This is a genomic window from Rhizobium changzhiense, assembly GCF_013087625.1.
GTDB classification, from domain to species: Bacteria; Pseudomonadota; Alphaproteobacteria; order Rhizobiales; family Rhizobiaceae; genus Rhizobium; species Rhizobium sophorae.
Window position 1 is genome coordinate 358425 of the sequence record NZ_JABFCQ010000005.1, and the last position, 20748, is coordinate 379172.

19 protein-coding genes are annotated in these 20748 nt (G+C 61.4%); 13 read left to right on the forward strand and 6 right to left on the reverse strand.

The genetic code is table 11. The features are described from left to right. Position 1: 1 nt before the first annotated feature. The 4 genes from G9X68_RS24570 to lpdA all read left to right on the forward strand — a co-directional run bounded on the left by G9X68_RS24570 (position 2) and on the right by lpdA (position 3535). Positions 2-751 carry a DUF4241 domain-containing protein gene (locus tag G9X68_RS24570; RefSeq protein WP_171604610.1) on the forward strand — a complete coding sequence of 250 codons (750 nt, stop codon included), beginning with the start codon at positions 2-4 and terminating at the stop codon, positions 749-751. Continuing rightward, entirely contained in the window at positions 748-1278 is a 531-nt protein-coding gene (locus tag G9X68_RS24575) for a hypothetical protein (protein WP_171604611.1), read from the forward strand. The genes G9X68_RS24570 and G9X68_RS24575 overlap by 4 nt, the downstream gene beginning before the upstream one ends. Beyond that, positions 1275-2030 (forward strand): SDR family oxidoreductase, encoded by a 756-nt coding sequence (locus G9X68_RS24580; protein ID WP_171604612.1) that lies wholly within the window; start codon positions 1275-1277, stop codon positions 2028-2030. Before G9X68_RS24575 ends, G9X68_RS24580 begins: the two co-directional genes overlap by 4 nt. A gap of 98 nt (positions 2031-2128) precedes the next feature. After that, positions 2129-3535 carry a dihydrolipoyl dehydrogenase gene (lpdA, locus tag G9X68_RS24585; RefSeq protein WP_171604613.1) on the forward strand — a complete coding sequence of 469 codons (1407 nt, stop codon included), beginning with the start codon at positions 2129-2131 and terminating at the stop codon, positions 3533-3535. A 131-nt stretch (positions 3536-3666) separates the two neighbouring features. Here lpdA and G9X68_RS24590 read toward each other — a convergent pair whose 3' ends face one another. Together G9X68_RS24590 and G9X68_RS24595 are read right to left on the reverse strand one after the other, a co-directional pair. Continuing rightward, entirely contained in the window at positions 3667-4743 is a 1077-nt protein-coding gene (locus G9X68_RS24590; RefSeq protein ID WP_171604614.1) for a TraB/GumN family protein, read from the reverse strand. Between the two features lie 182 nt (positions 4744-4925). Beyond that, positions 4926-5861, reverse strand: coding sequence for a tyrosine recombinase XerC (locus G9X68_RS24595; protein WP_171604615.1), 936 nt, complete (start codon positions 5859-5861; stop codon positions 4926-4928). 139 nt (positions 5862-6000) lie between these two features. Between G9X68_RS24595 and G9X68_RS24600 the strand changes: the two genes are divergently transcribed. Further along, the gene (locus G9X68_RS24600; protein ID WP_171604616.1) at positions 6001-6951 is read left to right on the forward strand and encodes a GNAT family N-acetyltransferase; all 951 of its coding nucleotides are present in this window, start codon (positions 6001-6003) and stop codon (positions 6949-6951) included. 14 nt (positions 6952-6965) lie between these two features. Beyond that, a complete protein-coding gene (locus G9X68_RS24605; RefSeq protein ID WP_171604617.1) occupies positions 6966-7466 on the forward strand; it encodes a GNAT family N-acetyltransferase in 501 nt (166 codons plus the stop codon). On the opposite strand, the gene G9X68_RS24610 is transcribed toward G9X68_RS24605, so the two are convergent. From G9X68_RS24610 to G9X68_RS24620, 3 genes are read right to left on the reverse strand one after another with little or no spacing between them, the layout of a single operon-like run. After that, a complete protein-coding gene (locus G9X68_RS24610) occupies positions 7447-8379 on the reverse strand; it encodes a dihydrodipicolinate synthase family protein (RefSeq protein ID WP_171604618.1) in 933 nt (310 codons plus the stop codon). The two genes, G9X68_RS24605 and G9X68_RS24610, sit on opposite strands and share 20 nt — an antisense overlap. Before the next feature lie 14 nt (positions 8380-8393). Then, the gene (locus G9X68_RS24615; RefSeq protein ID WP_171604619.1) at positions 8394-9266 is read right to left on the reverse strand and encodes an amidohydrolase family protein; all 873 of its coding nucleotides are present in this window, start codon (positions 9264-9266) and stop codon (positions 8394-8396) included. Then, positions 9263-10975 carry an IlvD/Edd family dehydratase gene (locus G9X68_RS24620; RefSeq protein ID WP_171604620.1) on the reverse strand — a complete coding sequence of 571 codons (1713 nt, stop codon included), beginning with the start codon at positions 10973-10975 and terminating at the stop codon, positions 9263-9265. The genes G9X68_RS24615 and G9X68_RS24620 overlap by 4 nt, the downstream gene beginning before the upstream one ends. A 239-nt stretch (positions 10976-11214) precedes the next feature. Between G9X68_RS24620 and G9X68_RS24625 the strand changes: the two genes are divergently transcribed. Both G9X68_RS24625 and G9X68_RS24630 read left to right on the forward strand, forming a co-directional pair. Further along, positions 11215-12240, forward strand: coding sequence for a Gfo/Idh/MocA family protein (locus G9X68_RS24625; protein WP_171604621.1), 1026 nt, complete (start codon positions 11215-11217; stop codon positions 12238-12240). Between the two features lie 30 nt (positions 12241-12270). After that, positions 12271-12942 (forward strand): GntR family transcriptional regulator, encoded by a 672-nt coding sequence (locus G9X68_RS24630; RefSeq protein WP_171604622.1) that lies wholly within the window; start codon positions 12271-12273, stop codon positions 12940-12942. 55 nt (positions 12943-12997) lie between these two features. Here G9X68_RS24630 and G9X68_RS24635 read toward each other — a convergent pair whose 3' ends face one another. After that, entirely contained in the window at positions 12998-14626 is a 1629-nt protein-coding gene (locus G9X68_RS24635; RefSeq protein WP_171604623.1) for a GH39 family glycosyl hydrolase, read from the reverse strand. Between the two features lie 351 nt (positions 14627-14977). Here G9X68_RS24635 and G9X68_RS24640 point away from each other — a divergent pair, with 351 nt between their 5' ends. From G9X68_RS24640 to G9X68_RS24660, 5 genes are all read left to right on the forward strand, one after another. After that, entirely contained in the window at positions 14978-16879 is a 1902-nt protein-coding gene (locus tag G9X68_RS24640) for an ABC transporter substrate-binding protein (RefSeq protein ID WP_171604624.1), read from the forward strand. Positions 16880-16946: 67 nt separating this feature from the next. Beyond that, positions 16947-17951 carry an ABC transporter permease gene (locus G9X68_RS24645; protein ID WP_171604625.1) on the forward strand — a complete coding sequence of 335 codons (1005 nt, stop codon included), beginning with the start codon at positions 16947-16949 and terminating at the stop codon, positions 17949-17951. A gap of 6 nt (positions 17952-17957) precedes the next feature. After that, positions 17958-18815, forward strand: a complete 858-nt coding sequence (locus tag G9X68_RS24650; RefSeq protein ID WP_168310286.1) for an ABC transporter permease — start codon at positions 17958-17960, stop codon at positions 18813-18815. Positions 18816-18819: 4 nt separating this feature from the next. Next, a complete protein-coding gene (locus G9X68_RS24655) occupies positions 18820-19854 on the forward strand; it encodes an ABC transporter ATP-binding protein (protein ID WP_171604626.1) in 1035 nt (344 codons plus the stop codon). Beyond that, positions 19851-20741 (forward strand): ABC transporter ATP-binding protein, encoded by an 891-nt coding sequence (locus G9X68_RS24660; protein ID WP_171604627.1) that lies wholly within the window; start codon positions 19851-19853, stop codon positions 20739-20741. The genes G9X68_RS24655 and G9X68_RS24660 overlap by 4 nt, the downstream gene beginning before the upstream one ends. Positions 20742-20748: the final 7 nt, after the last annotated feature.

The following is a 20748-nucleotide window of genomic DNA, read 5'->3' on the forward strand; positions in this document are numbered from 1 at the left end:
GATGCGGAACCGGATCATGCGAGCGGCGCGCCTTCTTCTTTGCGCTGCCGCCGCGCATGTCCCGGCCTCCGCATCGGCCGCCAGCTGGGATATCGGCAAGGCAAGCAGCAATTTCGAGCTGGTGGCGCTTGGTGATGCCGAACTCTCCGGGCGGTCGATCGACGTGATCCACATGGGCAATGTCGAGCTGACATCGGGGCGCATCGTTGCCGCCGACCCGCTTGCCCAACCCGACCGTCCGGCGCTCGCAAGAACGGTTGCGCCAGGCGACTATCCAGTGACGCTCTACCAGGCCTTCGGGCGCGTCGCCGCCGCCAGCATGCGGTTTGCCGAGGGCAAGCCGGATCATTGGGAGCTTGCGGTCCTGCCCGGGCAGGACCCGGCGACGCTGAAGGACGGCGAGATCTTCGGCTACCCCGTCGATGCCGGCCTCGGCTGCTACATGGATGCCGATACGCTTGGTTTGATCGGAGAGCGCGAAGTGCAGGTGCAGGCGCAGAAACCGGATTCCGACGTCAACTATTACGACGACGTGCTGGCGTCGGACCTCGACGCCAACAAGGGCATCTATGCGCTGCACCGGCCGGTCACCGGCAGACGAGGCAATGTCGCGGTGTTCTGGAGCGGCTGGGGCGACGGTTTCTATCCGGTCTTCTCGGGGCTTGACAGGGATGGCCGCGCGCTGGTGCTGCTGACGGATTTCAGCGTTGTTGAGAATGCCGACGGCCGGAAGGAGCCGAAGCTGCAATGAGCGGAAGGATGGGGATCGCGGCGAGACGGACAGGCGTGGCTGCAATCGCAGCCGCCGCGTTTTTCGTCGCGCCGGCCTCCACCTTCGGTGCCGAATGCAAGCAGGAGCAGGCCGTCTACGCCGATCGCGACGGTGCCTATGAATTGCGTTTTGCACCGCTGAATTCTCCATCGGCTGCCGCCAGCAACCAGTTCAAGGTCAGCGCACTCAGGACACCCGTCGTGATGGACGGTTATGTCATGCCGTCGGAAGATCCGGTGCGCGCCATCGGCATCCTGATGTTCAACTGCCCCGAAGGCGACGCTACCGGCGCCGATCTCGATGCCTGCACGGTCTGGCAGGGCGCCGTCTATGGCATGGATGCCGAGGGCGAGATGGACAACCTGCAGCCCGAAGGGGCTGCGGCGGCCGAAAAACTCGTTCTCCCCGGCCTTGGTCCCGCCATTCGCGAATCCAGCGCCTGGGGCGAGGGCAAGGCTACGGTGGCACCCTGGGACGTGCTGACATTTAAGGAGTGTGCGACATGAGCGATGCACCTGTTGTTCTCGTTACCGGCGGAAGCCGGGGTATCGGCGCTGCGGCCGCGCGGCGGCTCGCCGCGCGCCAGGGCTGGCGTGTTGCGGTGAATTACGCCGCCAACCGCCAGGCCGCCGATGCCGTCGTCGCGGCGATCGCTGGGGATGGCGGCGAGGCCGTGGCGATCCAGGGCGATGTCGGCAATGCTGCGGATATCGTCTCGATGTTTACGGCAGTCGACCGGCATTTCGGCCGGCTCGACGGGCTCGTCAACAATGCCGGCATCGTCGACTATCCGCAGCGCGTCGACGAGATGTCGGCAGAGCGGATCGAGCGCATGCTGCGCGTCAACGTGACAGGCTCGATACTCTGCGCCGCGGAGGCCATACGCCGCATGTCGAGCCGGCATGGCGGGAAGGGTGGGGCGATCGTCAACATCTCGTCGATGGCGGCGATTCTTGGTTCGGCGACGCAGTATGTCGATTATGCCGCTTCGAAGGCAGCGATCGACACCTTCACCGTCGGGCTGGCACGCGAGGTCGCTGCCGAAGGTGTCCGCGTGAATGCGATAAGGCCAGGCGTCATCGAAACCGACCTCCATGCCTCCGGCGGTTTGCCGGATCGGCCGCGCGAGCTGGCGCCGTCGATCCCGATGCAGCGCGCGGGCACGCCCGAGGAGGTGGCGGATGCGATCCTCTATCTTCTGTCACCTTCGGCTTCCTATATAACCGGCGCGATCCTCAATGTGAGCGGCGGCCGCTAGACCGACAGAGCGAAAAACAGCATGCAGTATATTCTCGAATTCCTCGGCCTGATGTCGCGCGCGGCCCATTAAACGAAAAATCCAAAGGGAAAGAAGCAATGTCCTACGATGTGATCATTATCGGAACCGGCCCGGGCGGCTATGTTTGCGCTGTGAAGGCAGCCCAGCTTGGCCTCAAGGTCGCCGTCGTCGAAAAGCGGGCGACCTATGGCGGCACCTGCCTGAACGTCGGCTGCATTCCGTCGAAGGCGTTGCTGCATGCCTCCGAAATGTTCCATCAGGCCGGCCACGGGATGAGCGCGCTCGGTATCGACGTGCCGGCGCCGACGCTCAATCTCGGCAATATGATGGCCCACAAGGATGCGACGGTGAAGTCGAATGTCGACGGCGTCGCCTTCCTCTTCAAGAAGAACAAGATCGATGCCTTCCAGGGCATCGGCAAGATCGTCTCGGCCGGCAAGGTCTCCGTCACCGCCGACGACGGCAAGGTGCAGGAGATCGAAAGCAAGAACATCGTCATCGCCACCGGCTCCGACGTCGCCGGCATTCCCGGCGTGCAGGTCGAGATCGACGAAAAGACCATCATCTCATCCACCGGCGGCATCGCGCTGGAGAAGGTGCCGGAAACGCTGATCGTGGTCGGCGGCGGCGTCATCGGCCTCGAGCTCGGTTCCGTCTGGTCGCGCCTCGGCGCCAAAGTCACCGTCGTCGAATATCTCGACACCATCCTTGGCGGCATGGACGGCGAAGTCTCCAAGCAATTCCAGCGCATGCTCGCCAAGCAGGGCATCGATTTCAATCTCAGCGCCAAGGTCACAGGCGTCGAAAAGGGCGACAAGGGCGCCAAGGTCACCTTCGAGCCGGTCAACGGCGGCGACAAGGTGACGCTCGACGCCGAGGTCGTGCTGATTGCCACCGGCCGCAAGCCCTATACGGCAGGTCTTGGCCTCGAAGAGGCCGGTGTTACGCTCGACAATCGTGGCCGTGTCGAGATCGACGGCCACTACAAGACCAATGTCGACGGCATCTATGCGATCGGCGATGTGGTCAAGGGTCCGATGCTGGCGCACAAGGCGGAAGACGAGGGCGTGGCGCTTGCCGAAATCCTCGCCGGGCAGCATGGCCATGTGAACTACGAGGTCATTCCGAGCGTCGTCTACACCCAGCCGGAAATCGCTTCCGTCGGCAAGACCGAGGAAGAGCTGAAGGCGGCGGGCGTCGCCTACAAGGTCGGCAAGTTCCCGTTCACGGCGAACGGCCGGGCGCGTGCCATGCTGGCGACCGACGGCTTCGTCAAGATCCTTGCCGACAAGGAAACCGACCGGGTGCTCGGCGGCCATATCGTCGGCTTCGGCGCCGGCGAGATGATCCACGAGATCGCCGTGCTGATGGAATTCGGCGGTTCGTCGGAAGATCTCGGTCGTACCTGCCATGCGCATCCCACAATGTCGGAAGCGGTGAAAGAGGCTGCGCTCGCAACCTTCTTCAAGCCGATCCATATGTGATTTTACATATTCGCAACAACGCATGCAGCCGCTTGCCGTGAGGCAGGCGGCTGTTTCATTGGATGCGCGTATCGGCGCTGTCGGAAAGCAGCGTGCTCGGCCGAATGATGACCAGCTGACCGCCGGCGGCCTCAGTTCACCGCAGTCACGGTGAAGCCCTGCTGGCGCAGCAGTTCGATGACGCCGTCCTTGCCGGGCAGATGCAGGGCGCCGACGGCCATGAAGACGTTGCCGCCGTCGAGGATGGGCGCTGCGCGCTCGGCCATCACCTTGTTGCGGTCGAGGATGACGCGCTGTTCGAAGGCGGCATAATCGCTGTTTTCGCCTTCTTCCTCCGGTGTCACGGTTTTCAGCATCGGCATGGTCATGCCGATGTCGCCGGAGAGGTAGAGGTCGGTCATCGTCTCGACGACGTCGCTCATCTTGTCGCCGAGTTCCAGCGTCTCGATCAGCGATTTCAGATGAAATTCGACCGGCAGATCGGCCATGGCCTGGATCTGCTCGGCAAGGGTTTCCAGCCCCTTGACCTGCTTGCCTTCGGCAATCGCATCAGTGGCGATCTTCTGGTCGAGGAACTGCGCGCCTTTTGCCTTGCGGGCGATTTCGCAGGCCGGCAGGGCGACGGCGCTGGAAATCATCCAGGGTCGCATCCGGGAAACGGCGCTGATCGGGATACCGCGCTGCTTGAGGCCGGTTTCGAGACGCTTGTAATCCTCGGGGGAAAGCAGTTTGTCGATCGTCGTGCCGTCGGTGAACATCGTCAGCTCCGGCTTTGCGAGCAGGGCGGCGGTCGCCTTCCGCTCATCGAGGATCTCGTCGGATTCGATGATGATCGTGTCGGCGGCGTCGTGGGCTGCCTGGGCGCGCGGCGGCAGGGCAAGCACGCGCGGATCGGTGACATGCATGCTGCCGAGCAGCCACGAGGCTGCAAGTCCCGGCTTCTCGATCTTCCAGAATATGCCCCTGCCGTTCGGCGTGGCGCCGGCTTCCTTCAGCGCCTCTGCGTAGCGGGCAGGGTCGTTCTGCTGCAGCTCGACCATCAGGTTGCGGCCGGTGCAGGCCACGTCTTCGGCCGCTGCCGGCCTTGCAGTCAGGAAGGCGGCAAACAGAGCGGCAAGAAGCAGCATGTGAAAGGCTGCGATCAGCCAGAGCAACAGATTGGCCGGCACTGCGAGGTAAGACGTCCGGCGGCCGATTGATGTCGTCATGATGGGTGTTCCGATCACATGCCTTGTGCGTTTCATGCTCTACGCCCGGCTTGCGCATATTCCTTTAAGAGAATGCGTTAACGAAACTTAAAGCGCATCACATCAAATCGGATTCATGGCACTGCACTTTAAATCAACGCATCGTGCTTTCCAAAAATCAATTCCGATTCCGTGCCGATGCGCTAGGCGCGCGGATGCGCTCGATCATACACCTCGAGCAGCCGCGATGCATCGACGCCGGTATAGACCTGTGTTGTGGAAAGGCTGGCATGCCCGAGCAATTCCTGGATGGTGCGCAGATCACCGCCACCGGCAAGCAGATGGGTGGCGAAGGAGTGGCGCAGTGCATGGGGTGTCGCCGTCTCCGGCAGACCGAAGGCGCTGCGCATCTTCTGCATGGTGCGCTGGATGATCGCCGCCTGCAGCTTGCCGCCGCGGGCGCCGCGAAACAGCGGTTCTCCGCTTGCGAGATGGTATGGGCAGAGCGCTCGGTATTTCTCGACGGCATCGAAGACCACAGACAGCAGCGGCACCAGCCGCGTCTTGTTGCCCTTGCCGGTGATGCGCAGCGTCGTCGCGCCCTTCTGCAGGGCGGCGGGAGTAAGATCCAGCGCTTCGGAGATGCGCAGGCCGCAGCCGTAGAGCAGCGTCATGACAGCGGCGTCGCGCGCCGCAATCCAGGGTTCGTCATGGAGTTGGGCGTCGTCGCTGACGACGGTGATCGCCTGGGTGTCGGACAGCGGCTTGGGCAGTGATTTCGGCTGTTTCGGCGAGCGCACCGCGCCGGCGCCTGCGGCGTTGACCAGGCCCTTCTTTTCGAGGTGGCGCAGCAGCGAACGAAGACCGGCGAGATTGCGGCCGAGCGATCGGGCACCGGACCCCTGCTTGCGCCGGGCCGCCAGGAAGGCGCGGAAATCGGCGGAGCGCAACTCCCTGATATCGCCAAGCGTAGCCGGGCCGGCGAGATGGCCGGTCAGAAAGGTCAGAAACTGGCGGGTATCGCGCTCGTAAGCGTCGAGCGTGTGCTCGGAAAGACGGCGCTCACTGGCGAGGTTTTCGAGCCACGCGGCCCGTTCCGCCATCAGGCGCTGATCGGCGATAACAAGCAGTTCGTTCACGTTGCTGGCCTTGATTTTGCCTTCAAGTCCGCCAATTTGGAGCAGGAACAGTTATGGAATTGCTAATGCCGGCCAAGCCTTTGTCATCCTTCGATCATATTCTACTGCGATAGCTTATTCCCCATAGACAGGATCTTTCATGGCACGGCGCGATTCCATGACGGCTTTCGGACAGCTCGCGGAAGCGATCGCTCTCGTTTCACAGGGAAAGCCCGGTCATATCGTCGATACGCTGATTGCCGAACGCGGCCAGAGGATCGTGAAAAATCCGCTCTGGCCGGTCATGCGACCATTCCTCTATACGCTGCTGCGCTACAACAAGGCGCTCGAATTCGCCAATGCGGTCGCCAAAATGCCGGGCTTCCAATCGTTCGAATATCTGAGCGACGTGCTGAAGCTCGACATCGGCATCACCCATGGCGAACGCATTCCCGATACCGGCGGCTTCATCCTCGTCAGCAACCATCCGACCGGCATCGCCGACGGCGTTGCCGTGTTCGATCTTTTGAAAACGCGCCGGCCGGACATGATGTTCTTTGCCAATCGCGATGCCATCCGCGTCAATCCGCGGTTTGCCGAGATGATCATTCCCGTCGAATGGCGGGAGGAGCATAAGAGCAAGCTGAAAGCGCGCGAAACGCTGCAACTGACCAACCATGCGGTGAAGGAAGGCAAGGCGACAGTGCTCTTTCCCTCAGGCCGCATCGCCTATTGGGCGAACGGCCGGCTGAATGAACGTCCGTGGAAGACCTCGGCTGTCGGGTTGGCACGCAAATACAATCTGCCGATCCTTCCCGTCCATGTGACGGCGCGCAATTCCGGCCTGTTCTACTGGCTGGCGAAATGGTCGACGGAGCTTCGCGACATGACGGTCTTTCACGAACTGCTGAACAAACGCGGCGACCGCTTCGATTTCGTCATCGGCAATCTCATTCCGGCCGAACAGCTGGACGGCGATCTCAACGAGGTGACGAAGGCGCTGGAGAAACATACGGTGCATGACATGGCTAGAGATGGTGACGCGAGTTTCGTGCCGGTCGGCCTGCCGGTTGCGGCGCCGCGCAGCGAGATGCCGGTTCCTGCAATCTAACCACCGGCATTGCCATGACGATCGACATCCGCCGGCTCCGCGATCGATTGCCGCAGGAGATCGCAGATCTCGAAAGCGAAGCTCGACAGGAAGGCTATCGCCATGTCGCCCGCCTTATCGACGAATGGTCGAGCGGCGATAACAGGTTCGAACATCACGGCGAAAGGCTGCTTGGCGCCTATGTCGATGACGCGCTCGTCGGCATCGGCAGCATGACCGTCGACTCCACCATATCAGGGGCGCTGCGGATGCGGCGTTTCTACGTTCGTCCCGCAATGCGTGGGCGCGGCATTGGCCGGATGCTTGCCCTGGCTCTGCTCGAACATGCGCGTTCGTTCTGCACCGTCGTCACCGTTCATGCGGGTAACGATGGTGCGGCGAGGTTCTGGGAGTCGCTTGGGTTTCAGCCTGACGGACGAGACGGACATACGCATCTGCTCGCGCTGCAGCGCCATAGCGATGATCCAGCGGTTTCGGATTTGCGGCGCCGGTGTGTTACGCCCCGATCTCCTTGAGGCGAATGGCCTGGCGCGCCAGCAACCGCTCGACATCGGCAATATCGAGCGCTGAGAGCTTGGCACCCGGCTTGCGCAGGGTGGCGGACTTGATCACGCCGCGCTTGGCAAGCACGTATTTGCGCGAGGCAAGGCCGATGCCCTGCTGCTGTTCGTAGCGGGCGAGCGGCAGATAGGCATCGAAGATCGCATGGGCACGATCGGGATTTCCGGCTGCATAGGCCTCGACGACGCCAACCATCATCTCGGGATAACAAAAGCCGGTCATGGCGCCATCGGCACCACGGCCCATCTCTTCGGGCAGGAAAAGCCCGCCATTGCCGCAGAGGATCGAGATGCGCCGCATGGTGCCCTTGTCGCTGGCGGCGCGAAGTGCTGAGATCTTCGACAGACCCGGCCAATCCTCATGTTTGAGCATGACGCAGTTCGGCACCTCGTTGACGATGCGCTCGATGACCTTGGGCGCGATCGTCACGTTGGTGGTGAGCGGATAATCCTGCAGCACGAAGGGCGTATCGCCCAGGGCCTCGCCGACCGACTGGTAGAAGGCGAAAGCCTGATCGTCGGTCTTGACGGTCCAGGGTGGCGCGACCATGACGCCGGCGGCACCCTCACCCATGACGGCTTCGGCGAGTTCGCTCATCGGCGCAAGCCCTGGCGCCGAAACGCCGACGACGACGGGAAGCCGCCCGTCGAGGCGCTTCAGCACTCGTTCGACGACTGTTCGCGATTCCTCGGCGGTCAGCTTCGGAGCCTCGCCGAGCTGACCAAGCACCGTCAGGCCGGTGACGCCGGCACCTTCGTAGAAATCGACCATGCTGTCGATGCTGGCGAGATCGAGCGCGCCGTCATCGGTGAAGGGGGTTACGGCGATCACATAGACGCCCTTGGCATCTTCAGTCAGTCTGGCCATCGGTGCTCTCCAATTCAGCGGCCGAAGAACAGCGCTTCGGCATTTCGAACAAAAATCTTTTCAGCAATCGCGGGGTCGTCGATGGCGGCCTGCATGGTCTCTACCAGCTCCGCGTCATCGGGCATGCCGTCCCACAATTCGGTATGCGGCCAATCGCTGCCCCAGAGCAGCCTTTCCGCATGGCTGGCGGCAAGGGCGCTGCCGACCTCGGCAAAACCGTCGTAATTCACGTCCTTCGTCAGACGATAGGGCGCGGTTACTTTGACGTAGGCCTCGGCTCTGTCCATCAGTCTTTTCAGGGCATCGACATGCAACGATCTCGTCTCTCTGGCAAGCGGAATGAAGCCGAGATGGTCGATGACGATGGGCAGGCGGATACCGGACAGCGTTGCTGCAATATCGGAAAGTTGTTCGGGATTGATCTGCAATTGCAGCGACCAGCCGAGAGGAGCAATGTTTTCCGCCAGTGTCTTCGCGGCGGCGAGCGGGAGGCCGCCCTTGTTGCGCGTATTGATCCGCACGCCGCGCACGCCGAGCCGGTCGAGCCGCTCTATCTCGGTTTGTGTGGTTTCGGGATCGATGACGACGATGCCGCGCAGACGATCTGGATAGGCGGCAAGCGCCTCGAGCAGCACCCTGTTGTCGAGGCCATAGACGCTTGGCTGCACCAATACGCCCTTGGCGATGCCAAGGCTGCCGGAGAATTCGATCCAGTCGGAAATCGTCGCGATGTCAGGCGTGTAGCTGCGTGGTGTGTTGAGCGGAGCGCCGGCGCGAAAGACGTGGAAATGCGTATCGACCGTGCCTTGCGGCAGTGCCGCCCGCGGCAGCCGCGTCAGCGGCCGGCGGGGCAGGCAAAGTGGTGCCTCCAAATCAGCGGCGCTCATCGCGCATCGAGCTCCTCGCTTTGCAGGAAATCGAAGTCGGCGCCTTCGTCAGCCTGGAGCACGCGCTCCTGATAGAGCTTCGCATAGCCGCGCGACGGGGCAGGGGAAGGCCGGTTGACGACTTCAAGCATGCGGCGATCGAATTCCGCCTGGTCGATATCGAGATCGATACGCCGGCCCTCGACGTCGAGGCGAATGCGATCGCCGGTGCGGACGATCGCCAGAGGGCCGCCATCGGCGGCTTCAGGCGCGATATGCAGGATGATCGTGCCGAAGGCCGTGCCGCTCATGCGGGCATCGGAAATCCGCACCATGTCCTTCACGCCCTGCCGCGCGAGCTTGCGGGGGATGGGTAGATAGCCGGCTTCCGGCATGCCGGGCGCACCTTTCGGCCCAGCATTGCGCAGAACCAGGACGTCATCGGCACGGACGTCGAGATCGTCGCTGTCGATGCGCAGCGTCATATCCTCGACGGAATCGAAGACCACCGCGCGTCCGATATGCTGGAGCAGTTCCGTGGAGGCAGCGGATTGTTTGATGACGGCGCCGCGCGGCGCAAGGTTGCCGTACAAGACGGCGATCGTTCCGATCGGCTTCAACGGTTTCTCGACGGTGCGGATGATGGTCTGGCCCGGTTCGTCGACGACATCGTCGATGATTTCGCCGATCGTTCTGCCGTAGACCGTCGGGGCGCTGCCGTCGATTTCATGGCGCACCGCCTTCAACAGAGCCGGGACGCCGCCCGCCTCGTGGAACTGCTCCATATAGTGCTGGCCGGAGGGCTGCAGGTCGACGAGCAGGGGAATGCTTCGGCCCAGCCGGTCGAGTTCGGCCATGTCGAGGCGCAGGCCGAGGCGGCCGGTGATTGCGGCAAGATGGACGACGGCATTGGTCGAGCCGCCCATCGCCTGCAGCGCGACGAGACCGTTGCGGATTGCCTGCGGCGTCAGGATATCGCGCACGGTTGGGGAAGCCTCATCCATGGCGAGACGCGCGGCGATGCGGCCCGTCTCCTCGGCGAGGCGGACACGTTCGGATTCGACGGCGGGCGCCGAACCGGCGCGGGGAAGGCAGAGACCCATGACCTCGGTCAGGTTCGCCATGGTGCTCGCCGTGCCCATCACCGTGCAGGTGCCGATCGAGCTGGCCAGCTTGTTGTTGACCTCGGCGATCTCGGCCTCGTCGATCTCTCCGGCGCGGAAGCGTCCCCAGAAGCGGCGGCAATCCGTACAGGCGCCAAGCCGTTCGCCCTTGTGGTGGCCGACGGCCATCGGGCCGGTCGGCAGGAAGATCGCAGGTATCTCGCTGCTGGCGGCTGCCATGATCTGGGCCGGCAGGGTCTTGTCGCAGCCGCCGATCAGGACGACGGCATCCATCGGCTGGGCGCGGATCATCTCTTCCGTTTCCATCGCCATCAAGTTGCGCAGATACATCGAGGTCGGCGATGCAAAGCTCTCGTGGATCGAGATCGTCGGAAACACCATGGGCATCGCACCCGCCAGCATGACGCCGCGCTTGGTGGCCTCGATGAGTTGCGGCACATTGCCGTGACAGGGATTGAAATCACTATAGGTATTGGCGATGCCGACGATCGGACGGTCGAGCGCATCGTCCGAATAACCCATGGCCTTGATGAATGCTTTGCGCAGGAAAAGGGAGAATCCCTGATCGCCATAACTCGTCAGCTTGCGGCGAAGACCGTTCGACAAACCTGTTCCTCCCTCGCCAAATTGATCCATGGCCGTGGCGGCAGGGTAGAGGGATACGAAGGATTGTCAATAAATAAGATGGCGCCACTGTATCGTATTTTTGGATTTCGTCGGCAATCACCATAAAATACAATGGGAATCTCGAAATTCGTGCTTTCGATTATCAATCAACCGATTGGCTTTTGCGAAGAAACAGGATAGATTATTGATAAAATGGGATTGAATACAGAGGAAGCGCGATGATGGGAACGGAACGACGGCGTATCGGCATTGTCGGTGCCGGCTGGGTCAGTGCCTACCATCTGCCTGCATGGATGCGGCAATCGGAAAGAGCCGAGGTCGTAGCGATTGCCGACCCGTCGCCGAGCGCCATCGAAGCCCGGCTTGCCGCCTTCGATATCGCGCGCAACTATACGAGCGCGCAGGCGATGCTAGATGCTGAGCAGCTCGATGCCGTTGATATTTGCGCGCCGCGGGAATTCCATGTCGAACTGGTCCGGCTGGCGGCAGCAAAGGACCTCGACATCATCTGCCAGAAGCCGCTCGCACCCTCCTACGACGAGGCGGTCGACCTGCTGGAAAGCCTTTTCGGCAGGGGCAGGCTGATGATCCACGAGAACTGGAGATTCCGCGCTTATTATCGGCGGCTGAAGGCGTGGCTCGACGAGGGGCTTGCCGGCGAGATCCGCCAGGTGCAGTTCGAATTCCTGTCCAGCGGCATGATCGCGGATGCGGAGGGAAGAAGGCCGGCGCTGATACGCCAGCCGTTCTTCCGGACGCAGGAGCGGCTGCTGGTCATGGAAGTCATGATCCATCATCTCGATACGCTGAGATATCTTCTGGGCGAGATGCAGGTGGTTAGTGCACGGCTTGAGAGGAGCAATCGTGATATCGTCGCGGAGGATGTCGCAAGCGTCGTCCTGCGCCGGACGAGCGACGGGGTTCTCGTCACCATCAATGCCAATCTCGCCGCGCATGGCGCGCCGCCGACGCCGTGCGATCACCTGCGCATCTTCGGGGCGCGCGGCACGGTCGAACTTAACGGCAATCTGCTCTCGGCTGAGGGTGCGCAGCAGCGCCGGGAAAGCTTCGATCCCGACGTGATCTACCAGGGCGCCTATGACGCGACCATTGCGCATTTCCTCGACAGCCTCGATGGAAAGGTCGCGATGGAGACATCGCCGGGCGATAACATCAAGACGCTTGCGCTTGTCGAGGATATCTATCGCCTGAGCCGGTTCGACCCGGAACGCGATCCACTGTAACATGGCCCGCCGCCGTCAGAGGAGATGACATTGCAGACGCTCAACGAAAGCCGCGAAGACGGCATCGAGCATGATGATCTAAGCATTGCCCGCGCGTTGGAGGAGGACATTATTTTCGGGCGGCTTGTGCCCGGAACCCGCCTGACCGAAGACACGCTCCTTGCCCGCTTTCATGTCACGCGCCATTTCGCCCGGCAGGCGATCGTGCAGCTCGAGACGATGGGCATCGTTGTTCGGGAGCGCAACAAGGGGGCGACGGTCCGTTCGCTGACTGCTCGCCAGGTTCAGGAAATCTACGATGTGCGTGAGTTGCTGCAACGGCAGGCAGCGCTGTGGATAAAGCTGCCGGCGCCAGAGGCATTGATCGCGGAGCTGCTGGCGCTGCACGAGGAGCATGGCCGCCACGTCGAATCCGGCTATCTCAGGGGTGTGCACGAGGCCAACGACAAATTTCACCTGACGCTCTTCGGCGCCTGCGGTAATGCCCATCTGGTGCAATCGATCGAGCTCTATATGCGGCTCAGCCTGCCGGTGCGCGCCAATTCGATGTCGAGCAAGGAGTCGCTACGCATCTCGCACGAACATCACCGGATGATGATCGAGATGCTGCGCGGTGAAGATAACTGGGTTCTCGCCCAGCTCTGCGTCGACCATCTGCAGCCGAGCAAGAAACGCTATCTTGCCTATGTCAGCGAGAATTGACCGGTCGTTTGAAAGGGAGCGCAGACTTTCGATCGAGCTCCCTTCGCCTAACGGCTCACCAATCAAGGCGCAGGAGAGACACGCCCTGACGCGGTAGGGAGACCTTGAGGGCGATCCTGCCGTCATCGACCTTGACCGACGCCTCACCGTCGATCTCGGCGAGCTTTCCCGAGGCTTCCAGTCTGGCATAGTCTTCGCCGGCCGGATTCTGCGGCTTGCCCATCGCCTTCCAGACGCCAAAGGCGTTGGAATGCTCCTCGTCCATCCTGAAATGCTTGAGCGAGGCGGACTTGTCGCCCCAGCCGTCGAGATTGACCGTGATATTGGCGGTCGGCCCGGCTTCATCATCGTCGTGATAATGCCAGAGGAGAATGGAAACGCCCTTGTCGTCGCGGGTCGCCACGACATTGACATCGGGCTTGCCGCGAACGCCATGGCTCATGATATCTTCGATATCACGGCGATAATCGCTTTCCGATTCCAGCCAGTCGCCGCCGAGTTTGCCAAGCATGCGGAAGCCGTTGAGGACAGCCTCGTCGACGCCATTGGTTGCAAGATCGCGGAAGCCGTCGAAATAGGGCTGATCGTCGAAGAGGAAGGCCCAGGTGACCGCGCCTTCGATGTGGATGTTGGCGCGTCGTGCAAGCTCATAGGTGCGGATCATGCTTTCGACGACATAGACGCCGTAGAGCGGGCCGTTGCGATAGCCGTTCTGGGGATGAACGCGTGCGGAGCAGGCCGCACAGCCTTCCGGATCGGATTCGCCGATCACCACGGGCAGGTGCCGGAGTTCCGGAAACTCGTTGATGATGGCAAGGTTCGTCTCGATGTCGCGGAGCTGCTTGTGCAAGCCCATCCGGACGTGACCCTCGTAGATCACAGGATTGCCCTTGGCGTGGAAGGCGAGGAAATCGATCGGCGACTTGTTGTCGACCACATGCTTGAGGAAGGCGCGCAGAAAGGTCTGGGCCTTTTCGTTGGCAAAGGCGCCGCAGGTGTGCGGCCCGCCGACGCGGGCCTTCGGAAGCGCGCGTTTCAAGGCCTTGGCGCTGACGTCATACATTTCGCAAAACTGCGGGATGGTGCCGGTCCAATAGTGACCGTCCGGCTCGTTCCAGACTTCCCACGGCCAGCTGGAAACGACGTCTTCGCCATATCTTTCGGCAAGATGGCGCGCCCATGCTTCGATGAGGTCGCCCCATTTCTTCAGGTCGTTTGGCGGGGCCGTCCAGCCGGTGGTGATCGTTGCGTATTTGTCGGCCGGCTCCCATTGGTGGCGATAAGGACCGTCGAAATCGGAGAGCGCTTCGGGCGTGAAGCCGATCTGGATGAGCGGGATGTTGCCGGCTTCGACATAGGTGTCGAAGATCTTGTCGATGATTGTCCAATCATAGACAGGATTGCCGTTCGCATCCTCGGTATAGGCATTGGTCGAACCCCATTTGAGGGCAGGCAGGCCATCGCCGCTGGTCAGAAGATTGTGCGCGCGGATGCGCGGCGGCTCGGGGCTGAGCTCCGTCAGTTCCTTGAGCAGCTTCCTGCCGTGCGGGGAGTAAGTGTAGTTCGGCTCGTCGTATCCGAACCAGTTCCATAAGGGTTCGTATTTGCCGGTCGGCCGGTTGGCGTGAACGGAAATTGTCACGTCATAGGGGCTGCTCATCCTGGTGTCCTCTTGAACGGTCATGCCAAAGCCTCCTCCCGAAAGCAGCTGACCTGTCTGGTGATGAAGTACGGCCTCTTGGGAGGGCGCCGCGCTCGCCGCAAAAGCTAAGCCAAACGCTCACTTTGTCAATAATATAAAAAAGCGCATCACTGCCATACGCCAAAACTGCCTGAAAATGCGCAATTTTTTATAGTCTGTAGAAATTATCAGTTGCCGTTTCTCAAAAAATTGTCGATAACTATGGCGTGAGTTCTCCCGCCGCCGAGGAGTGCATGTGCCCTGCGGCACGCGCAGGCAGGGGTTCGCTGGACGCCATCGTCAATTGATTACGGGAAGCGCTCGCCGTGGCGAGTTGAGGAGGAGGAACATCCGATGAAGTTCCGTAAATATGCAGCCATTGCCTTATTGTCGCTCATGGCCCTTCCGGCATTTGCGCAGGATTTCATTGCCGGCATACCGCGCAACGAAACGCTGATCATCCAGGGTACGCCGCAGCAGAATGCCGACTGGTTCAACCTCTGGGCTCCGGGCGGCGGGGCGGCGGCAAACATCAACGGCCTGCAGCAGCTGACTACCGATACGCTGTGGTTCATCAATCCCGAGGGCGGCAAGGATGCCTGGCAGAATGCGCTGGCCAGCGAGCCGCCGAGCTACAACGCCGATTTCACCGAGATGACGGTGAAGTTGCGCAAGGGCATCTTCTGGAGCGACGGCGTCGAATTCACCAGCGATGACGTGGTCTATACCGTGCAGACGCAGATCGACCATCCCGGCATGGCCTGGAGCGCGCCCTTCACCGTCAATGTCGCGAGCATGGAAAATCCGGATCCGCAGACGGTCGTCTTCCATCTGAAGAAACCGAACTCGCGCTTCCACACGCTTTTTACCGTGCGCTGGAATGCCGCCTGGATCATGCCGAAGCACGTCTTCGAGAAAGCCGCAGATCCGCTGTCCTTCAACAATAATCCGCCGGTTTCGCTCGGCCCTTACCAGCTGCAGAGCTATGACAAGGGCGGCAACTGGACGATCTGGAAGCTGCGCGACGACTGGCAGCGCACGTCGATCGGCCTGGCTGCATCACAGCCGCCCGAGGTCAAATACGTCGTCTATCGTGCGGCCGGCAATCCGGAGGCCCGCGTTATCGAACAGCGCAACCACAATCTCGACGTCATCAACGACATGGCGCCCGAGGGCATGTTCTCGATCATGCGCGACAGCAAGAGCACGGCCTCTTGGCTAAAGGGCTTTCCTTTCGCGCATCCGGACCCGACGCTGCCTTCCGTTCTCTTCAATACGAAGAAGGCACCCTTCGACAACAAGGACGTGCGCTGGGCTCTCGCTCTGCTGATCGATATCCGCGAAGTGGCGCTTGGCTCCTATCGCGGCGCGGCCAATATCGCCGCCCTTGCCACGCCGCCGACGGGTTCTGCCCCGGACGATTATTACGCACCAATGCAGGACTGGCTGACGAATTTCGAACTCGACACCGGTTCCCGCAAGATCAAGCCCTACGATCCCAATATCTCGTCGCAGATCGCCAATATGGTGCGTAGCCAATGGGCCGATCAGATCCCGACCGATCCGGCCAAGCTGCAGCGTACCTTCGGCTTCGGCTGGTGGAAGAAGGACGTTGAGGCTGCGACCGAGCTGCTGCAGAAGGCAGGCTTCAAGAAAAGCGGCCGCCAGTGGGTGAAGCCCGACGGCACGCCCTTTACGATCCGCCTGCAGGTGGAAGGCGATGCCATCCCGACGCTTGCCCGCGCCGGCACGGTGATTGCCCAGCAATGGTCGCAAGCCGGCATCGCCACCAAGGTCGACGTCGCCGGCCCGACCAATGGCCAGCGCCTCAGCACCGGCGATTTCGAGACCGCGATCTACTGGAGCATCGAGACCTGGGGCGGTCATCCCGACCTCTCCTTCTTCCTCGACAGCTATCATTCGGAGTTCATCAAGCCGGTCGGGCAGATCCAGCCGCCGCGCAATCTGCAGCGCTGGCAGGATCCGCGTCTCGACCAGCTGATCGAGAAGAACCGATCGATCGCCTTCGATTCGCCGGATGTCGCCAAGCTCGGCCAGGACTTCCTGAAGCTTGCCGTCGAGGAAATGCCGATGATCCCGCTGATGGCCTACAACAAGTTCGCACCGCTCGATACGACCTACTGGACCAACTATCCGAGCGCGGACAACCCCTATTCGGCCTCGGGTCCGAACTGGTCGAACATCCGCTACATGGTGGTCGGGCTGAAGGCCAATCCGGATGCGCCGAAGCCTTGATCGAGGCACAACAAAGGAAACAGCCGGCCGCCGGCTGTTTCCGTTCTGCTATTGAAGGGTCGATGTCATGAACGGCTTTCTGATCTATGCGGCAAAACGCTTTCTGCAATTTCTCTTCGTGGTCTTCACCGGCATCACGCTGGCCTTCCTGATCGCGCATTTTTCGCCGGTCGATCCGATCGAGCAGACCGTGTCGCTGTTGACGAGCTTCGGCTCCACCGATCCGCAGGCCGTCGAAATCCTTCGCGAATCGCTGCGTGAACTTTACGGCACCGGCGGCCCGCTGCTCGACCAGTATTTCACTTTCTGGGGTCGCGTCCTGACCGGCGATTTCGGCCCGTCGCTTTCCTCTTTCCCGACCCCCGTGATGACCGTTATCGGCCGGGCATTGCCCTGGACGGTCGGGCTTCTGACGCTCGCAACAATCATCTCGTGGATCATCGGCAATTTTCTCGGCGCGCTTGCCGGCTATTTCCGCCGCAGCAAGCTGCTGAAGGTTGCCGGTATCATCATCATGGCGTTGCAGCCGATCCCGACCTACATCATCGGCCTCAGCCTGGTGATCCTCTTCGGTTTCATCTGGCCGATCCTGCCGATCAGCGACGGCGCGCAGGTCAATCTCGCGCCCGCCTTCAACTGGGCCTTCATCAGCTCAGTGATCGAACACGGCATCCTGCCGGCCCTGACCCTCGTGCTCGTCGGCATCGGCGGCTGGTTCATCTCGATGCGCTCGCTGGTTTCCAACATCGTCACCGACGACCACGTCGTCTATGCCGAACTTGGCGGCGTGCGCTCGCGCAGCATCTTTTCGCAATATGTGGCGCGCAACGCCATGCTGCCGCAGGTCACCGGCCTGGCACTCAGTCTCGGCAACGTCTTCGGCGGCGCCGTCATCGTCGAGTTCGTCTTCAATTATCCCGGGATCGGCAAGCTTCTGATCTCCGGCATTTATTCCGGCGATTACAGTCTCGTGCTCGGTGTCACCACAATTGCCATCATCGCGGTTGCCGCCGCGGTCTTCGTGATCGACATCATCTATCCGCTGATCGATCCACGCGTGAAACTGGGGTAATCCGTGATGTTCAAAGTCCTCAGAGACCTGCTGCGCTACAACAAGGAGTTCCTGCTCGGAACCATCCTGATCGCTATCATCCTGGCGCTGATCGTGGTGTCGTTCTTCTCGCCCTATGACGAGAATGCCATCTATGTCGTTGCGCCCGACATGCCCCCTTCGGCCGAATTCTGGCTCGGCACCACCTCGCGCGGCCAGGAGGTTTTCTGGCAGATCGCAGCCTCGATGCGCAATACGCTGTTCTTCGGCATCATCGTCGCCTTTGTCAGCCGCATCATCGCCATCGCCGTCGGGCTGATCTCCGGCTATATCGGTGGCCGGACCGACCAGATCATCATGGCGGTCAACGATACGCTCGGCGCACTACCGAACATTCCGATCCTGCTGCTTCTGGTCTTCGTGCTCCGCGACCAGATGACGTGGTTCATGCTGGCGATCACCGCAGCGCTGCTCGGATGGACGCATGACAGCCGCCTGATCCGTTCCGTCGCCCTGTCTCTCCGGCAGCGGGAATTCACCCGGCACGCGGTCTTCTCGGGCATGCGCACACGGCAGATCCTCATCCGCGAACACCTGCCCTATGTCATGCCGATCGTCTTCTTCACGACGATGAACAATATGATCTGGGCGATCGGCCTCGAGGTGACACTCTCGGTGCTCGGATTTTCCGACATCAACCGGCCGACGATCGGCGGCATGATCTACTGGGCCAATGCGCATTCCGCGATGGTATCGGGCATATGGTGGTGGGTCGCCTTTCCGATGCTCTTCGTCGTCATCCTATTCCTTGGCCTGTTCATGCTCGCCATGTCGGTCAACGAATATATCGACCCGCGTTCGCGGCTCGCCCGCATGGGAGCTTGAGGAGATGCAGAACCTGATGAGGACGCAGCCTTTGACCCTTGCTGAAAACGCCATGGACGCACTGACGATCGACGGGCTGAAATGCTATTACGTCAATGACTATTTCGGCGTGCGACGGGAGATCCGCGCGGTCGACGATATCAGCCTGACCATCCGCAGGAATGAGATCTACGGCATTGCCGGCGAATCCTCGAGCGGCAAGACATCGCTGATCAAGACGCTGGCCGGCGCCATCCGGCCGCCGATGCGCGTCGTCGGCGGAACGGTGAAATTCAATTTTGCCGACGGACCGATCGATGTCTACGGCGAACCAAACAAGATGAAGGCGGCACGCTGGCGTCATCTTTCCTACATCATGCAGGGCTCGATGAACGTGCTGAACCCGGTCAGAAGGGTCAAACACGCCTTCACCGATTTTGCCTCCCGCCATATGAACCTCGATCCCGCCGCCTTCCGGGCGCGCGTCGAGGCGCATCTTGCCAGGCTACATCTCGATCCGCATGTGCTCGAGGCCTTTCCGCATCAGCTTTCGGGCGGCATGCGCCAGCGTCTGACGATTGCTCTCGCCACTGTCTGCGAGCCGGAATTCATCATCGCCGACGAGCCGACAACGGCGCTCGACGTGCTCGTGCAGCAGGACGTTCTGGCGCTGATCAAGGAAGTGCAGGCCCGCATGCAGTCCTCGGTCATCTTCGTGACTCACGACATGTCGGTGCATGCCGCCATCACCGACCGGCTGGCCATCATGTATGCGGGACGGTTGGCTGAGGAGGGGCCGACGCAGGCGATCTTCGACAATCCCCAGCATCCCTACACCGTCCACCTAATCGGCAGCCTGCCGCGCATCGGTGATGTCTCGACGCGAAAGAGCCTCAGGGGCAAGCCGCCGGCACTTTCGGATCCGCCTTCGGGATGCCGTTTCCATCCACGCTGTCCGATCGCGATCGACAAATGCGCACGTGAAGTGCCGGCCATGCTGCCGAGCGCGACGGGCGGGCGAGTCGCATGCTTCCGTGCCGGGGAGTACCAGATCCAATGAGCAGCAATTTCCTTCTCGAACTCGACCATGTGACCAAGCTCTTTCCGATCGGCGGTTTCTTCTCGCGTGAAAAGATGAAGGCGGTCGACGATGTCAGCTTTGCGCTCAGCGCCGACAAACCCGAGATATTCACGATCGTCGGCGAATCCGGCTCCGGAAAATCGACGCTGGCGAAAATGATCCTCGGCAGCGAAAAGGCCGATCGGGGCAGCATTCATTTCGACGGTACGGATGTGAAGGCCGTGCGTTCCCGCAAGGATCGCGAGGCTTTTATGGCCAAGGTCCAACCGGTCTTTCAAAATCCGTTCGAAGCTTTCAATCCGCTGACGCGGATCGACGAGTACCTGCTGGCCACCGCCCATCGCTTCAAGGGCGCGAAGAGCCGCGCCGAGAAAGAGGCGCTTGCCGACGTTGCCCTCCAGCGCGTCGGCCTGTCGATGGCGGAGATAAAAGGCCGCTTCTCGCACGAGCTTTCAGGCGGCCAATTGCAGCGCATCGCCGTCGCTCGTGCGCTGATACCCGAGCCGAAGCTGATCGTGGCGGACGAGCCGGTGTCGATGGTCGACGCATCGCTGCGCATGTCGATCGTCAATCTCTTCCGGGATCTGCGTGACGCTCTCAACGTCTCGATCGTCTACATCACCCATGACCTTGCGACGGCCTATTACATTTCCGACCGCGTGGTGATCATGCGCAAGGGCGTGGTGGTGGAGAGCGGAGATGCCAGGGACGTGCTCGAACATCCGAAACACGCCTATTCGATCGCGTTGAAGAACGCTGTCCTGCCGCCCAATCCGCGCGAGGCATCGGCGATCCTGCGCCTGCGGCAACGCAATGCCGAGACAAGTGAAGCCTATTCCGGCAGTGGCGACAGCCTTGCCAGGTGAAGCGCAG

Coding starts and splice junctions, on each gene's coding strand:
- G9X68_RS24610 (WP_171604618.1), bottom strand. CDS start 8,379: ATGGCCAGACTGACTGAAGATGCCAAGGGCGTCTATGTGATCGCCGTA.
- G9X68_RS24660 (WP_171604627.1), top strand. CDS start 19,851: ATGAGCAGCAATTTCCTTCTCGAACTCGACCATGTGACCAAGCTCTTT.
- G9X68_RS24575 (WP_171604611.1), top strand. CDS start 748: ATGAGCGGAAGGATGGGGATCGCGGCGAGACGGACAGGCGTGGCTGCA.
- G9X68_RS24615 (WP_171604619.1), bottom strand. CDS start 9,266: ATGAGCGCCGCTGATTTGGAGGCACCACTTTGCCTGCCCCGCCGGCCG.
- G9X68_RS24570 (WP_171604610.1), top strand. CDS start 2: ATGCGGAACCGGATCATGCGAGCGGCGCGCCTTCTTCTTTGCGCTGCC.
- G9X68_RS24650 (WP_168310286.1), top strand. CDS start 17,958: ATGTTCAAAGTCCTCAGAGACCTGCTGCGCTACAACAAGGAGTTCCTG.
- lpdA (WP_171604613.1), top strand. CDS start 2,129: ATGTCCTACGATGTGATCATTATCGGAACCGGCCCGGGCGGCTATGTT.
- G9X68_RS24600 (WP_171604616.1), top strand. CDS start 6,001: ATGGCACGGCGCGATTCCATGACGGCTTTCGGACAGCTCGCGGAAGCG.
- G9X68_RS24645 (WP_171604625.1), top strand. CDS start 16,947: ATGAACGGCTTTCTGATCTATGCGGCAAAACGCTTTCTGCAATTTCTC.
- G9X68_RS24605 (WP_171604617.1), top strand. CDS start 6,966: ATGACGATCGACATCCGCCGGCTCCGCGATCGATTGCCGCAGGAGATC.
- G9X68_RS24580 (WP_171604612.1), top strand. CDS start 1,275: ATGAGCGATGCACCTGTTGTTCTCGTTACCGGCGGAAGCCGGGGTATC.
- G9X68_RS24590 (WP_171604614.1), bottom strand. CDS start 4,743: ATGACGACATCAATCGGCCGCCGGACGTCTTACCTCGCAGTGCCGGCC.
- G9X68_RS24635 (WP_171604623.1), bottom strand. CDS start 14,626: ATGACCGTTCAAGAGGACACCAGGATGAGCAGCCCCTATGACGTGACA.
- G9X68_RS24640 (WP_171604624.1), top strand. CDS start 14,978: ATGAAGTTCCGTAAATATGCAGCCATTGCCTTATTGTCGCTCATGGCC.
- G9X68_RS24625 (WP_171604621.1), top strand. CDS start 11,215: ATGATGGGAACGGAACGACGGCGTATCGGCATTGTCGGTGCCGGCTGG.
- G9X68_RS24655 (WP_171604626.1), top strand. CDS start 18,820: ATGCAGAACCTGATGAGGACGCAGCCTTTGACCCTTGCTGAAAACGCC.